Source organism: Paraburkholderia sediminicola (genome assembly GCF_046026675.1).
Taxonomy (GTDB): domain Bacteria; phylum Pseudomonadota; class Gammaproteobacteria; order Burkholderiales; family Burkholderiaceae; genus Paraburkholderia; species Paraburkholderia sediminicola_F.
The window spans coordinates 3,023,923-3,038,205 of the sequence record NZ_JAQQEY010000001.1 but is presented as its reverse complement, the minus strand read 5'-3'; the positions used below and the strand labels follow the sequence as shown (position 1 = coordinate 3,038,205).

Genomic DNA, 14,283 nt, shown 5'->3' with positions numbered 1-14,283 from the left:
GTTTGCGGAGCGGTCTATTGCTGCCTTGCCCGCGTCAGCGGAGGTCGTCGGAGGTGACGCCGGCGGGCAGCGCCTCCGGCAGCCACGCGCGACCGACATAGCCGCGCATCGGACCACCCGATTCAACGACCACGTCCGGCCTGACAACCCGCGAGGCGTGCAGATTGCCGTCCGGCGCCGATGCGGCGGCGCCCGCCCTGTAGGAGTCGGCGTACCCTCCCAGCAGTGCGCGCAGGTCCGGCATGGTCGGCCCTTGCCACGTGTAAGCGATGATCTGCCCGGTATTCGTTGCGTACTCATTGATGGTGGTGTTGCCTGCGTCGGTCAGCGTGCGCAGACGCAAGGCGCCGTTCAGCAGGGTTTGGGGCGCCGCGGTCGTCGAATTTGCCTGGCTGGGCATCATGCCGCCCAATTCGGCATGCGCGTCGGCACTGACGCACAGCAGGGCGGCCACCATTGCCGGGAGGGCGAAGGCTGGGAAGAAAGAGAAATTTGGCATGGCAACTTGTCTCGTTATTGGAAAATCCGAAGCGCTAATTTTTTATTGAGATGTTCAATTCAAGATAACACTCAGGTTTCCTGATCGTTGTCAGGAGCGGCGCACGGCGCTTCAGCCAATCTTGAAAATAGCGTGTGGCGGGGGCGAAAAGTATCTTTTAAAACAATGGTCTGACAGTGAAGTAGGTCATGTCCTACGGGCGGTTGAGAAGTGTTGTGAACTGTTAAATTTGCTGCGAAAGGACATGATCGCCGCCGTGAAGCGGGGCGCTTTTCCCGCGATGGGAGGGGCGCGCTGCGCAGCGATTCATCGGTATCCAGACCCTTCGACGCAACCCGGGATTTGCCGTCCGCGCGCTGCTCAATTCACGGGCAAAGCCGGGTTTTTGCACATGACTCGCCGGGATCGGTAAAATGTTGGGTTGATCCACGGAAACTTGCCGTGGCGTAGCGGAAGGATTCCCCGAACATGACTGATCTTCGTCTTACCAAGCGGTTTGCAGTAATGCTGATGGCAGGCGGTCTGGTCGCCGGCTGCGGCACCTCGTCGCCGACCAAAATCGACTACAAAAGCGACTCGAAATCGAAGCAAGCGTCACTTGCCGTACCGCCGAACATGATCGATGAGACGGCCGATCAGCGTTCGTTGCCCCCGCAAGGCGGCGAAACCTCGCTGTCCACGCTCAAGCAGGTCCAGGCGCAAGCGCCGGCCGGCAACACCCTGACGGTGGTGCCGCAGGTAACCGGCATGCATATCCAGCGTGACGGCACGGAAAGCTGGCTTGTGATCGACAACAAGGCGCCCGAACAGACTTGGGCGCCAATTCGCCGTTTCTGGCAGGAACAGGGCTTCCTGCTGGTGGTCGACCAGCGCGACAAGGGCGTGATGGAAACGGACTGGAATGAAACGCACGCTTCGATCAACGAGGGGTTGATCCGCGACACGCTGTCCAAGGCAATGGGCAACAGCTATGTGAGTTCTGAACGCAACAAGTACCGCACGCGTCTCGAAACGGCGCCGAACGGCGGCACTTACGTGTTCATCAGCCAGAAGGGCATGCGCGAGGCGGTCAGCGGCACGAACAACGAGTCGACCAAGTGGGAAGCCAAGCCGAACGATCCGGGCCTTGAACAGGAATATCTGAAGCGGTTGATGGCAGCGCTGGCGCTGGCCGATTCGCGCACTACGCAAAGCGCCCAGCTCACGCCGGCAGGGGCGCAAACGGCACCGAACGCGGCTACGGCGGGTGCGAAATCGGCGGCTGCGGCCACGGCGGCGCAAAATGTGGCGTTGTCGGCGCAACAGCCTATGCCGGATGACCCGGCGAACACCACGGCGGCACAGTTCTCGTCCACCGAGCTGACGCTCAGCGAGCCGTATGACCGTGCGTGGCTGCGTGTGGGCCTCGCGCTCGATCGCAGCAACTTCACGGTCGACGATCGCGACGCGAGCCGCGGACTGTACTTCGTGCGCTACGTCGATCCGAAGGATCTGACATCGGCGGAGCAGGGCTTCTGGAGCCAGGTGTTCCACGGCAAGAAGGAAAAGGTCGCCAAGCAGTATCTCGTGAACGTGCGCGCGGTGACGCCTGACCAGACCCGCGTGGCGGTGGTCGACGACAAGGGGGGTATCGATCAGAGCCCGCAGGCCAAGCAGATCATGGGTCTGATGGTCGACCAGTTGCACTGAACGAAGGTATAGCAAGCAGCGAACTCTGTCTGAAAACCCGCCCGGAAGGCAATTCCGGGCGGGTTTTTTTTTATGTCTGCAGTTTATCGCCGGCGCCGTAAGCCGTAGACCGCCATCGCGGCGTGCACGTGTTTTGCTTTCCGTCTGAAACACCGGTATGAACCGGCGACGCTTAACGGGGAGATGGCCATGTTCGACGTGATTCCTTACTGGATGTGGGCGGCGAGCTTGCTCGTCCTGGCGCTTGTCTGCGGGGCGGCCCTGGAGCGGCGCGAGACGCATCGGCCAACGGGCTTGCGGGTCCGGCATACGGCCGCGCAACGCACGAAATGGCCGATGCGGTGATGGTCGACTCGCTTCAAACGCATGAAGCGAGTTCGCGCGGCCGCCCCTGTGCGGCCGCATGTAACGTGACGTTACCCCGGTGACGTAACTCGCGAAGGCCCTTCCGCAGACTCTGCCAATATCCCTTCTTCGCAAAATAATGTAATAAAAATCAATGATTTGCGAACAATTTCTTGTAAATCGCTATAACTGGCACGCAAGCTGCTTTTAAAGACTCATGGGGCCGGATTCGTAACATCCGACGTGAGTTTGCGGCGAGTGTCCAACCGGCGATTCCCAGACCCTTTCAGCACCGGCGAACGAACCGGTGCTTAGCCCGATGATGGCCTGCGCGCACGGCGCGCGGCCTCGGTGGCCCCGTCGCCTATCCTCGTAGGGCGACGGTTTCGCCCGCACTCCAACGGAGTGCGGGCTATTTTTTTGGGTGCCCGGAATGGGTTGCCAGGCCGCTGATGCGGCGAGCGGTGCGAGACGGGGAGGCGGCGACCTTGAAGGCGTCGCGTGAGGCGGTGTTTCTATGTTGGCGCGGCCTCGCGGAGGCGGGAAGCGGATCGCGCCGAACGTATCGTGTGCGACGGCTTTCAGGTGTCGGCGCGGCGCGGCCCGACCCACGGCAGACGTTTGACCACGCCGGTGGCAAGCGCGGTGCCGACGAGAATCACGCCACAGCCTTCCAGCATGCCCGGCGACACGGTTTCGCCAAGAAACAAGGCACCCCACAGAATGCCGAAGATCGGAATCACGAAAGTCACCGTAATCGCGCGTGCCGGCCCGGCCACTGCGATCAGATGGAAAAACAGCATGTACGCGACGCCGGTACACGCGATTCCAAGTGCGATGACCGCGCCCCACGCGTGCAGCGAGATCGGCGCGGCCGGCCAGTAGATCACGGCGAGCGGCAGCAGCACAATGGTGGCGCCGGTCATCGTGCCGGTCGCGACGGTCAATGCGTCGACGCCGGTCAGGTGACGCTTCGTGTAATTGGCGGCGATGCCGTAAAGCAGCGTGGCGGCGAGCGCGGCGGCCGCCGCGAGCGCGGTGGTCTCCGGTGTGGCCGCCGAGCCGTTCGGTGCGGCGATCTGATCCCACACCAGCATCAGGACGCCGAGAAAGCCGATCACGAGACCGAGCGTGCGTAGCGCGCTCAGGCGATCACGCAGCCACAGGAAGCCGACGAGCGCGCCCCACAGCGGCGTGGTCGCATTGATCACGGACGTCACGCCCGCCGACAGCGTCAGCTCGGCATACGCGAACAGGCAGAACGGCGCCGCCGAATTCAGGATGCCGACCACCAGCAATGGAAAAGCGCGTGTGCGCAGGATCGTCGCGGACTCACGCAGCGGCCGCCGCGCAATCAGGACGACGGCGAGAAAGGCCGCGCCGATGCCTACGCGCAACGCCATCAACGGCGCGACGCCGAAGTCGGTCACGCCGACGCGGATAAACAGAAATGAGGCGCCCCACAGGGCGGCCAGGATCAGCAGTTGCAGCAGGTTTTTGGCATTCATTGTCGTGGCGCCGCGCGCGGTTGAGTCGAGACGCCTGCGCATCGTAGCAGCGCGATCGCGCGAAACGTTTCAGGCTGGAATGAAACGGCAAGATTCGGGGGATGGGGACGTCTGATAATCGTTATCGTATGCGCAGTCGAGCCGGCTGCAAAACGAGCAATTTTCACGCTAATGTGAGAAAAAATACGATGAGATTAGCGTGGTGAGGACACGATTCCAAGCCCGACGGGGCGGGCGCCTGTGGAGCGTGAATTATATTGCGGCAACGCACCAGTGATCCTGGCCCATCGTGCAAGCTGCCGTTTCAAGGAATCAGCAGGTGCGAACAGTTGCGTCGATGGGCCAGGCGCGCCTCAATGCGGAATCATCCACTGCAGGAAATTCTGCTGCAGCCAGACCAGTACGCCGAGGATCACCGTCAGCAGGATCGAATGCTTGAAGGTCTTGGCGAACACGACACCTTCCTTGCCCTTGAGGTCGGTCGTCGCCACGCCGGTCGAGATGTTTTGCGGCGAGATCATCTTGCCCATCACGCCGCCCGACGAATTGGTCGCGGCCATCAGGATCGGGTTCAGATTAAGCTGATTGGCCGCCACCACCTGCAGGTTGCCAAACAGCGCATTGCCCGAGGTGTCGCTGCCGGACAGGAACACCGCAACCCAGCCGAGGAAGGCCGACACCAGCGGAAAGAACGGTCCGACCGACGCGGCGCCAAGCCCGAGCGTGTAGGTGAGCCCGGAGTAGTTCATCAGATAGGCAAGGGCGACGATGGTCGCCACCGTCAGAATGGCGATGCGTGTCTGGACCCACGTGTCGGCAATGGCCTTGCCGAATTCGCGCGCGCTCAGACCCGTCACGAACGTCGTGATGATGGCGGCCACCAGAATCGCCGTGCCGGTCGCGAGCGGCTGGAAGTCCCACACCGCGCCGTACGGCGTGTTGTACAGCGTGATGAACACAGCTTTGTCGAGGCCCGGCCACGGTAGCTTGACGTCGCCGATCAGGAAGATTTTGGCGACGGTCCAGACGATCACCACCGCCGAGACGATGATCCACGGATACCAGCCCTGGCCGCCGCCGATCTTGCCGCGCACCTCGCCTACACGATCGATGTTGATCGCGAACTTCGGATCGGCGGCGGGCTTCCAGACGCGCAGGAACGCGATGGTGAGAATCAGCGACACCATCGACGACAACACGTCGGTCAGGCTGTAGTTCACGTAGTTCGACGCGACGAACTGGGTCAGCGCAAAGCTTGCACCCGACACCAGCAGAACCGGCCACACGCGCAGCATGTTACGAAAGCCCGCATAGACGCCGATCACATAGAACGGCAGCAGGAAGGCGAAGAACGGCAACTGGCGGCCGACCATCTTGGCGAGCGAATCGGCCGGCAGATGCGTGACCGCGCCGAGCACCGTGATCGGCACGCCGAGCGCGCCGAAGGCAACCGGCGCGGTATTGAAGATGAGCGTGAAGGTGAGCGCTTCGAGGGTGGGAAAACCGAGCAGGATCAGCAACGAACTGGTGATTGCGACTGGCGTGCCGAAGCCGGAAATCCCTTCGAGCAGCGCGCCGAACGAGAAGCCGATCACCACCAGCACGACACGGCGGTCGTTCGGCAGGTTATCGATCATCCACATGCGGAAGGCGGCGAAGCGGCCCGAGCGCTGCGAGATGTTGTAGAGCAGGATCGCGGTGAACACGATCCACATCACCGGCCAGCAGGCGAACACGGCACCGTTGGCTACTGAAGCGGCCGCGAGCCCTATTGGAAACTGCCAGACGAAAATCGCCACGATCAGCCCGACGATCAGGCCCGCGAGCGACGCCTGCCAGGCGGGCCGGCGCGCCCAGCCGAGCAACAGCAACACGACAATGATCGGCAAGGCGGCGACGAGGAATGAGAGCGGTAGCGAATTGCCGACGGGTGTGAGTAGTTGGTGAAACATCACGTCTCCTTCGTTGTTGTTCGATTCGACGCGGGACTACGCACTACGGGGCGCGTCGCTCGGGCAGGACGGATGGGCGCCGGCGGCGCGTCGAAGACGTGCCGGGTCGCTTATTTAAACAGGTACTGCGTGTGGCTTTCCCAAGCATAGGGCCCGGTTGGAGCGCGTCAAGAAGGGAAAGTACGGGCGAAGGAGAGAAAGGGGCGCCGGGTCTTGCGTGTCGGGATCGGCAAGGCATGATGCGCGTGAGGTCCGTCGGCGCGGCATGGCGCGTGCTGGCGGTTGCCATGCCGACTTTCAGGTAACGGGGTGCGCACGACGTCGTGAGGCATGGGTTCATCCCGTGCCTCGAAAGTTGCGGGTACGGGACGGTCAAAGCAGATCAGCGGAATCCGGCTGCGCGATTCAGTGCCAGTGACCGTGGCCGCCCCACCCACCGTGGCCTCCCCAATAGCCGCCGAAACCGAAGCCGATCGAAACCGACGGGCCATACCAGCCCGGATAGCCGTAATAAGCCGGATAGGCCGGGTAGACCGGCGGCGGATAGTAGGCGGGATAAGCGGGAGCAACATACACGGGCGGCGGCTGAGCGACTGCGTAGGTGGCCGGCTGGGATTGCGAATTGGCTCGCGCCTGCTGCGCCGCCTGAGCCTGCGCCTGCTGCTGCGAAGTGGCCGAATCGCCGGCCGTCCCGATGGGGACTTCCTGCTGAACGCCATTGGCTGGAACAGTGCCGTAAGCGTAATACGGGTAGTAGCCTGGATAGTAGCCGTACGGGTAGTAGCAGCCGGACAGCGTCAGCACACAGGTCACGCCGGCCAGCGCGATGCCAGTTTGGGAAAAACGGGGCAAGCCGCGCGGCAGCCGCTGGCTGATTGCGCGAAGAGACTTGATGACGGGGGACTTCATGACGTGCTCCTGTTTACATCGGACGCCGCCATCCGGGGCGTAGTGGCTTGAGCTTACGCCGCCGCAGCGCCGACAGGATTGCAAAACCGTAACGGCGTATTTCACGTCATTGCAAAGCATTTCGCGAAGCACCCGGCATGGCGCAGGTCGCGTACGCTGTGTGCCCACACACTCGTCGGTGCGGGCAAGTTCGTTGCTCGATGTTGATACGGTTGAAGTTCGGCGCGGGATGCCCTTGAACGCGTCGCCAGCGCTTGTTTGCGCTTATTCGCCCTTACTTGCCGACCTGATTACCGATGATGCCGCCCGCTGCCGCACCGCCAATCGTCGACAGTGCATTGCCGCCGATCAGCCCGCCTGCTGCGCCGCCCACACCCGCGCCGATCACCGTATCGCGTTGCCGCGTGGTCATGTTGTCACACGCGGAAAGACTTGCGACAACCGCGACGATCGCAGCGAACGTACTGAGTTGACGAATCGATTTCATGATGCTGACTCCATTCAGTGTGTCTGGACAATGCTTCGTGAAAGTGGACAAATCGCCCCGTCCTTACATTTGATCTTATCGCCGCAGCCCGTATCCGGATGTGTGGGCTTGTCAGCAAAGTGTCGGTTTCGTAATCAAATGTTTCCCTTCTGTCAGCATGCGATGTGCCCGCCTGCGCAGAAACACAAAAGCCCGCCAGTGGCGGGCTTTGGTACTGCAATACCGTGACGCAGAAGATTCGAATGGCGGGCGCGCGCTAGTGCGCCCGCGATCCCAACCTTACTGCCGCTGATAGATCTCAGCGCCTTTCTTCATGAACTCGATCGACTTCACTTCCATGCCTTTCTTCAGCGCGTCGTCGTCGGAGATGCCTTGTTGGGCTGCGAATTCGCGCACATCCTGGGTGATCTTCATCGAGCAGAAGTGCGGGCCGCACATCGAACAGAAGTGCGCGACTTTGGCCGAATCCTTCGGCAGGGTTTCGTCGTGGAATTCGCGTGCCTTGTCCGGGTCGAGACCGAGATTGAACTGGTCTTCCCAACGGAATTCGAAACGCGCCTTCGACAAGGCGTTGTCACGCACCTGAGCGCCCGGATGGCCCTTCGCCAGATCGGCGGCGTGTGCGGCGAGCTTGTACGTGATGATGCCGGTCTTGACGTCGTCCTTGTTCGGCAGCCCAAGGTGTTCCTTCGGCGTGACGTAGCAGAGCATTGCCGTGCCAAACCAGCCGATCATCGCCGCGCCAATGCCCGACGTGATGTGGTCGTAGCCCGGCGCGATGTCGGTCGTCAACGGTCCCAGCGTGTAGAACGGTGCTTCGTCACACCATTCCAGCTGCAGGTCCATGTTTTCCTTGATCAACTGCATCGGCACGTGGCCGGGGCCTTCGATCATCGTTTGCACGTCATGCTTCCACGCGATCTGCGTGAGTTCGCCGAGCGTTTTCAGTTCGCCGAGTTGCGCTTCGTCGTTCGCATCGTAGATCGAGCCGGGACGCAGGCCGTCGCCGAGCGAGAAGGCTACGTCGTACGCCTTCATGATTTCGCAGATGTCTTCGAAGTGCTCATACAGGAAGCTTTCCTTGTGGTGAGCGAGGCACCACTTCGCCATGATCGAGCCGCCGCGCGAGACGATACCGGTCATGCGCTTGGCCGTCAGCGGCACGTATTGCAGACGCACGCCCGCGTGAATCGTGAAGTAGTCGACGCCTTGCTCGGCCTGTTCGATCAGCGTGTCGCGGAAGATTTCCCACGTCAGGTCTTCGGCCTTGCCGTTGACCTTCTCCAAAGCCTGATAGATCGGCACCGTGCCGATCGGTACCGGGCTATTGCGGATGATCCATTCGCGCGTTTCGTGGATGTGCTTGCCGGTAGAGAGATCCATCACCGTGTCACCGCCCCAGCGGATCGCCCAGGTCATCTTGTCGACTTCTTCGCCGATGGACGAGGTCACGGCCGAGTTGCCGATGTTCGCATTCACCTTCACGAGGAAGTTGCGGCCGATGATCATTGGCTCGCTTTCCGGGTGGTTGATGTTGTTCGGGATGATCGCGCGGCCGCGGGCGACTTCTTCGCGCACGAATTCCGCGGTGATTTCCTTCAGGCCGTCGGGACCGAATGCGCTCGCACCGAATGCCTGGCCCGGATGCTGACGGCCCATCATCGCGGCGAGCTTTTCGCCGTTCGGACCGCTCGTCTTCAGGCTTTCCAGATACTCGGCGCGCTGCTGGTTCTCGCGAATCGCGATGTATTCCATTTCCGGCGTGATGATGCCTTTACGCGCGTAGTGCATCTGCGAGACGTTCTTGCCGGCGACTGCGCGGCGCGGCGTGCGGTGCAGGCCCTGGAAGCGCAGCTCGGCGGTCGCGGTATCGGCGGCGCGTTCGCGGCTGAAGTCGCTCGAGAGGCCCGTCAGCGCTTCGGTATCGCCGCGCTCTTCGATCCAGGCTTGACGCAGCGCGGGCAGGCCTGCGCGGATGTCGATTTTGGCTTCAGGATCGGAGTAGGGGCCCGACGTATCGTAGATAAAGACCGGCGGATTCTTCTCGCCGCCGAAGCTATCCGGCGTATCCGCCTGGGAAACTTCGCGCATCGGCACGCGGATATCGGGTCGCGAGCCGGTCACGTAGACCTTGCGGGAATTCGGCAGCGGCGCGAGAGCGGCGGCATCGACGTGGGCGTCGGCGGAAAGGAACTTCGGATTGGCGTTCATGCATATCTCCTATGACGCATAGCAATGTGGGGCCGCTAAGCAGGAGACGAGACGGAAGTTGTCGGAATTCGCGAGAGATGAAACGGTAGACCAGGTGCGAAATCCGTACGCTTCCCTGCGCTGGCATTATCCAGATCAGGTTCAAAGGGTATTTCTCACCCACGCAACACGGACCTCCAACCTCCGCGCTACGCAGGACCCCCGCGTTAGCAGCGCACACAATACACCGCCCGGGCCTTGCTTGGCAACCCGTCTTGAAAAAGTCAGATGTCGGAGATAACGCCGGTCAGCCACGCACTATTCTTATTGTGATAGGGCTGCCGGGGATGGTGCGGCGCAGCGTTCTGCGTCGCGAATGGCTTGGGCTTACAGCGTGAAATCGTCGGCGGCTTCGGGCTGAAACAGGATCTTTTCGAGCTTCAGCACCTTCTCCGTGCCGCTCGGCGGCGTGAAGCGAATGCGTTCGCCGCGTTTCGCGCCGAGCAGCGCAAGACCGACCGGCGAAAACACGTTCAGGCGGCCGTGCGCGAAGTCCGCGTTGGGCGGATAGACGACCGTCCAGGTCATCTGCTCGCCGCTGGTTTCATCGACCAGCGTGGCTTGCGAATTCATCGTGACGATGTTCGCGGGGATGTCGCGCGATTCTACGATTACGGCGCGTTCGAGAACGTCGTCGAGCATGTCTTGCAATTTGGCGTCGGCGCCGGGCGCGGCCGCGTGCTTTTCAAGACGGGCGACGTCGAGTTCGGTGAGGTAACAGGTTTTCGTCTTTTTCATGACGGGTTCTCCAATTGATCTGCATATAAAGGAATTGCGTACGGATGAGATCAGCCCGGAGCCCGACGACGCGGCCCCGGCATTGGAGGGGAACTGCGTCAGATCGGGCGCCGGGCGGCGGGAAGCGGGAGCGTTCGGGACGGCTGGCCGGCGTGTGGCGTCGCGATGTCCACGCGCGCGCAACCGGTTGCGCGACGGGGGCGCAAGCGGGTGAGGGCTCGGGAGAACGGAACGCGCATTGGGATAACCGGCAGAGTGCGAAAAGTATTGGGGAGCGTCGGAAGGGAAGCTTGATTGACGCGATCGAAAGGTGAATGTTAGCACGGGCGCGGCGTCTCTTTAATTGCCGCCGGAAGGTGCCGCGTGCACGTAGTGCGGCGCGTCTATATCGCACGTGGTCGTTCAAGGCCGTCGTCGCGCTGCCGTTAATCCTCCTGTAGGGGCGGCCGTTGCCCAGCCGAGTGACCGGCGGCGGGCAGCGCGTCAATGGCGCGATGCGGTTTGAGACGGCTTGAGGAGATGTGCTGATGAAAACGGGAATGGGGCGGTTTGGGGGGCTCAGTGCGGTCGCGGGGACGGCAACCCTGGTTGCGCTGGCTTCAGCGCCAATGCCGGCGGTAGCCGCGAATGGTGGAACGATCAGTTTTTCGGGCGCGATCATGGCGCCGCAGCTGGCGATTTCGGTGGCGCCGGCCGGAGCACGTGTCGATGCCAGAGGTGCGCGGCTCGAGCAATCGGGTTCAGCGGTCACGCTGACCTTTAGCGCCGCGCCGGGCGTGGCGACGGGCGCCGACGTCGCGCTTCAGGTGAACAGCGGCCCGACGACGCGTAATGGTGATGCTCTGGCTGAGCGTTTTGTCGACAGCAGTGGACGTCTGTTTCGCGCGGCCAGTGACGGGCACTACCGCGTTGGCCGCGACGGTGGGGTATTGTCGCTTGCACCGAAGAATGCCGGGCAGGACACCCGGGTGACGGTTGTCGTGAGTTACGACTGAGGCCCCTCCGCGGGGCGCTTTGAGGCGGTTCGCCCGCAAGCGTACAGACACACCCCGCCCCGCGGGGATAAACAGCAAGGAACGGTCTTGACCGTAGGCGAACAACCCGGACATAAATAAAAATTCAGAGTCGGCTGTCATAAGCGGTCTCGTGGTTCGACAAACGTGCAGATCCTGATGGAGCACGCCATGCAAACCGCACGAACCCGCCGAGACAATCGGTATGTCACTCGCGCAATCGCGCTAGCCGTAGCGCTGACAACCCTCTTCGCCAGCGGCCTTGCGAGCGCGGCCGGCGCCGTATGTGCGTCGCACAGCCCATCCCACCGCGTTGCACTGGTGGAGCTCTACAGCAGCGAAGGCTGCAACAGCTGCCCGCCCGCCGACAACTGGCTGAGCCAGTGGAAAAACAGTGGTGCAAGCCAAAGCATCGTGCCGCTGGCGTTGCATGTGGACTACTGGAATAGCCTCGGCTGGACCGACCGCTTCTCGCAACATCGCTTTACCGAGCGTCAGCAGACGCTCACTGACCTCGCCGGCGGCCACACCATCTACACGCCCGAGATATTCGTATCGGGCCGCGAACTACGCAGCTGGTCGCAACGCGACAGTTTCCAGAGCCGCATCGGCCAGGTCGTCGCCGAACCGGCGCAGGCGAACGTGGCGCTTGAACTGAAACCCCAGGCGAAGGGCGCCTTCAATGTCGATGCGCGATTCACCAGCAAGGCGGCAGACACCTCGGGCCCAATGAATGCCTACGTCGCGGTCTACCAGAACGCGTTGAACTCGCAGGTAAGGGCCGGGGAAAACAGCGGCGCAACACTGCATCACGAACGTGTCGTGCGGCAATGGATCGGCCCCGTGCCGCTGGTTGCCGGTAATGCACAAATCCGCCGCGATATCCGTATCGACGATGCCGACGCGAATGCTCCGGCGGACCACTTCGGCGTCGTCGCCTTCGTCGAAAACGCTGCGACCGGCGATGTGCTGCAAGTGGGCGAGCTCGCCGCCTGCAATTGATCGCGCGACGACCCGCAGTGCTCCCCCGTTTTATCGGAGATTCTCATGGCCACGCCTCATGCTCTTAGCAAAACCGCTCCGCCCACCATGCCGAAGAGCGGCACGATTCATCCGGTGTGGGTGCGCGTCACGCATTGGCTCAACGCACTCGCGGCCGTTCTGATGATGTTGTCCGGCTGGCGCATCTATGACGCCTCGCCGATCTTCAAAGGCTTCACGTTTCCGCCGGCAATCACGCTCGGCGGCTGGCTCGGCGGTGCGCTGCAATGGCACTTCGCGGCGATGTGGCTGCTGGTCTTCAACGGTCTGCTGTATCTCGCGCTGAATCTGGCCAGCGGGCGCTTCGTGCGCAAGTTCCTGCCGGTCTCGCCGCGCGCCGTGCTGCACGACTTCATCGCTGCGCTGACCGGCAAGCTCTCGCACGCCGATCTGCGCGTCTACAACGCTGTGCAGAAATTCGCTTATCTGTTTGTCGTCTGCGATCTGATCTTGCTGGTGCTCTCGGGCCTCGCGATCTGGAAGTCGGTGCAGTTTCCGCTGCTGCGCGAGTTGATGGGCGGCTACGACAACGCACGCATCGTCCACTTCTGCGCCATGTCGCTAATGGCTGCGTTTATTGCCGTGCATCTGGCGATGGTGGCCCTCGTGCCGCGCTCGCTGCTGGCGATGCTGCGCGGACGTTAAGCCATTGATACACGGATACGCAAAGCGTAAGGACATCGAATCATGACTAAGCCCGATACAAAACCCGATCGAAATCCTGCTTCCGCGCTCGACCGCGAATCGATCCTGATCGACGCCCGGCGCGAACTCGCGATGCCTTCGCGGCGCCTGTTCGGCAAGCGGCTTCTGACGCTCGGCGGCCTGTCGATGCTGACGGGTTGCTCGCTTACCGACAACGATTCGGTCAGCGCATTCCTGACGGCCGTGTCGCATCTGAACGACCGCGCGCAAGCCGCATTGTTCGATCCGAAGCAACTCGCGCCGACCTACACGGAAGCGCAAATCACGCGGCCGTTTCCGTTCAACGCGTTCTACGGTATCGACGACGTCCCCGATGTCGACGCCTCCGACTACAAGCTGAAGATCAGCGGTCTCGTCACCGGTCAGCGTGCCTGGACCTTGCCCGAGTTGTACGCGCTGCCGCATGCCGAGCAGATCACGCGGCATATCTGCGTGGAAGGGTGGAGCGCGATCGGCCGTTGGGGCGGCACGCCGTTTGCCGATTTTCTGCGGCGCATCGGCGCGGACACGAGCGCGAAGTACGTCGGCTTCAAATGCGCCGACGACTACTACGAAAGCATCGACATGCCGACCGCGCTGCATCCGCAAACGCTCCTGACCTTCGAATACGACGGTGAGCGATTGCCCGCGAAATACGGCTTTCCGATGAAGCTGCGCATGCCGACCAAGCTCGGCTACAAGAATCCGAAGCACATCGTCGAGATGTTCGTCACCAATACGTATCCCGGCGGCTATTGGGTCGACCAGGGCTACAACTGGTTCGGAGGCTCCTGACGCGCGCGGGTCGGCGCGTGCAATGCCGGACGCGCGACCCCGGGCGGCAGAAGCTTCGGAAGTACGCCGGCACAAGGTAAAAGCCGGTTCAGGTTTATCCACTACAAAACGGAGTCATCCCATGAAAAAGTTCGCAATCGCAGCAATGGCCGTCGCCCTCCTGACCAGCGGCGGCGCCGCATTCGCGCAGGCAAGCGGCGCAATGTCCAACGATGCAATGTCCAAGGACACGATGTCGAAGGATTCGATGTCCAAAGACACCATGTCGAAGGACAGCATGAAGAAGAACACGATGAAGCACGACAAGATGAAAAAGGGCAGCGACGCGATGGGCATGAAGCACGAAGCATCGGGCGCCATGGCCAACTGAGCG

14 protein-coding genes and 1 riboswitch are annotated in these 14,283 nt (G+C 62.1%); of the genes, 7 read left to right on the top strand and 7 right to left on the bottom strand.

The features are described 5' to 3' along the window. Nucleotides 1–34: 34 nt before the first annotated feature. Nucleotides 35–499, bottom strand: a complete 465-nt coding sequence (locus PQQ86_RS13050; protein ID WP_408267275.1) for a DUF2844 domain-containing protein — start codon at nucleotides 497–499, stop codon at nucleotides 35–37. Nucleotides 500–967: 468 nt separating this feature from the next. Here PQQ86_RS13050 and bamC point away from each other — a divergent pair, with 468 nt between their 5' ends. Next, complete coding sequence (bamC, locus tag PQQ86_RS13045) at nucleotides 968–2,188, top strand: NlpB/DapX family lipoprotein (RefSeq protein WP_408267272.1); 1,221 nt, start codon at nucleotides 968–970, stop codon at nucleotides 2,186–2,188. 189 nt (nucleotides 2,189–2,377) lie between these two features. Next, on the top strand, nucleotides 2,378–2,533 hold the full coding sequence (locus PQQ86_RS13040) for a hypothetical protein (protein WP_408267269.1): 156 nt from the start codon (nucleotides 2,378–2,380) through the stop codon (nucleotides 2,531–2,533). A gap of 581 nt (nucleotides 2,534–3,114) precedes the next feature. On the opposite strand, the gene PQQ86_RS13035 is transcribed toward PQQ86_RS13040, so the two are convergent. From PQQ86_RS13035 to PQQ86_RS13010, 6 genes are all read right to left on the bottom strand, one after another. Then, complete coding sequence (locus tag PQQ86_RS13035; protein WP_408267265.1) at nucleotides 3,115–4,041, bottom strand: DMT family transporter; 927 nt, start codon at nucleotides 4,039–4,041, stop codon at nucleotides 3,115–3,117. Between the two features lie 353 nt (nucleotides 4,042–4,394). Next, nucleotides 4,395–5,993, bottom strand: coding sequence for an L-lactate permease (locus PQQ86_RS13030; protein WP_408267262.1), 1,599 nt, complete (start codon nucleotides 5,991–5,993; stop codon nucleotides 4,395–4,397). 405 nt (nucleotides 5,994–6,398) lie between these two features. After that, nucleotides 6,399–6,902, bottom strand: coding sequence for a hypothetical protein (locus PQQ86_RS13025; RefSeq protein ID WP_408267259.1), 504 nt, complete (start codon nucleotides 6,900–6,902; stop codon nucleotides 6,399–6,401). 274 nt (nucleotides 6,903–7,176) lie between these two features. Further along, the gene (locus tag PQQ86_RS13020; RefSeq protein WP_093643054.1) at nucleotides 7,177–7,389 is read right to left on the bottom strand and encodes a YMGG-like glycine zipper-containing protein; all 213 of its coding nucleotides are present in this window, start codon (nucleotides 7,387–7,389) and stop codon (nucleotides 7,177–7,179) included. A 279-nt stretch (nucleotides 7,390–7,668) separates the two neighbouring features. Then, complete coding sequence (gene thiC, locus PQQ86_RS13015; RefSeq protein ID WP_408267256.1) at nucleotides 7,669–9,600, bottom strand: phosphomethylpyrimidine synthase ThiC; 1,932 nt, start codon at nucleotides 9,598–9,600, stop codon at nucleotides 7,669–7,671. 94 nt (nucleotides 9,601–9,694) lie between these two features. Continuing rightward, nucleotides 9,695–9,813, bottom strand: a riboswitch (TPP riboswitch). A gap of 153 nt (nucleotides 9,814–9,966) precedes the next feature. Beyond that, nucleotides 9,967–10,377 (bottom strand): GreA/GreB family elongation factor, encoded by a 411-nt coding sequence (locus tag PQQ86_RS13010; protein ID WP_408193927.1) that lies wholly within the window; start codon nucleotides 10,375–10,377, stop codon nucleotides 9,967–9,969. A 527-nt stretch (nucleotides 10,378–10,904) separates the two neighbouring features. On the opposite strand from PQQ86_RS13010, the gene PQQ86_RS13005 reads away from it, so the two are divergent. From PQQ86_RS13005 to PQQ86_RS12985, 5 genes are all read left to right on the top strand, one after another. Next, nucleotides 10,905–11,372 (top strand): hypothetical protein, encoded by a 468-nt coding sequence (locus PQQ86_RS13005; protein WP_408267253.1) that lies wholly within the window; start codon nucleotides 10,905–10,907, stop codon nucleotides 11,370–11,372. Between the two features lie 189 nt (nucleotides 11,373–11,561). Further along, complete coding sequence (locus tag PQQ86_RS13000; RefSeq protein WP_408267249.1) at nucleotides 11,562–12,392, top strand: DUF1223 domain-containing protein; 831 nt, start codon at nucleotides 11,562–11,564, stop codon at nucleotides 12,390–12,392. Between the two features lie 45 nt (nucleotides 12,393–12,437). Further along, nucleotides 12,438–13,076: a cytochrome b/b6 domain-containing protein gene (locus PQQ86_RS12995; RefSeq protein WP_408267246.1), complete on the top strand. Its 639-nt coding sequence runs from the start codon at nucleotides 12,438–12,440 to the stop codon at nucleotides 13,074–13,076. Nucleotides 13,077–13,118: 42 nt separating this feature from the next. Then, nucleotides 13,119–13,910 (top strand): molybdopterin-dependent oxidoreductase, encoded by a 792-nt coding sequence (locus tag PQQ86_RS12990; RefSeq protein WP_408267243.1) that lies wholly within the window; start codon nucleotides 13,119–13,121, stop codon nucleotides 13,908–13,910. 121 nt (nucleotides 13,911–14,031) lie between these two features. Beyond that, on the top strand, nucleotides 14,032–14,280 hold the full coding sequence (locus PQQ86_RS12985; RefSeq protein ID WP_054039770.1) for a pentapeptide MXKDX repeat protein: 249 nt from the start codon (nucleotides 14,032–14,034) through the stop codon (nucleotides 14,278–14,280). Nucleotides 14,281–14,283 lie beyond the last annotated feature (3 nt).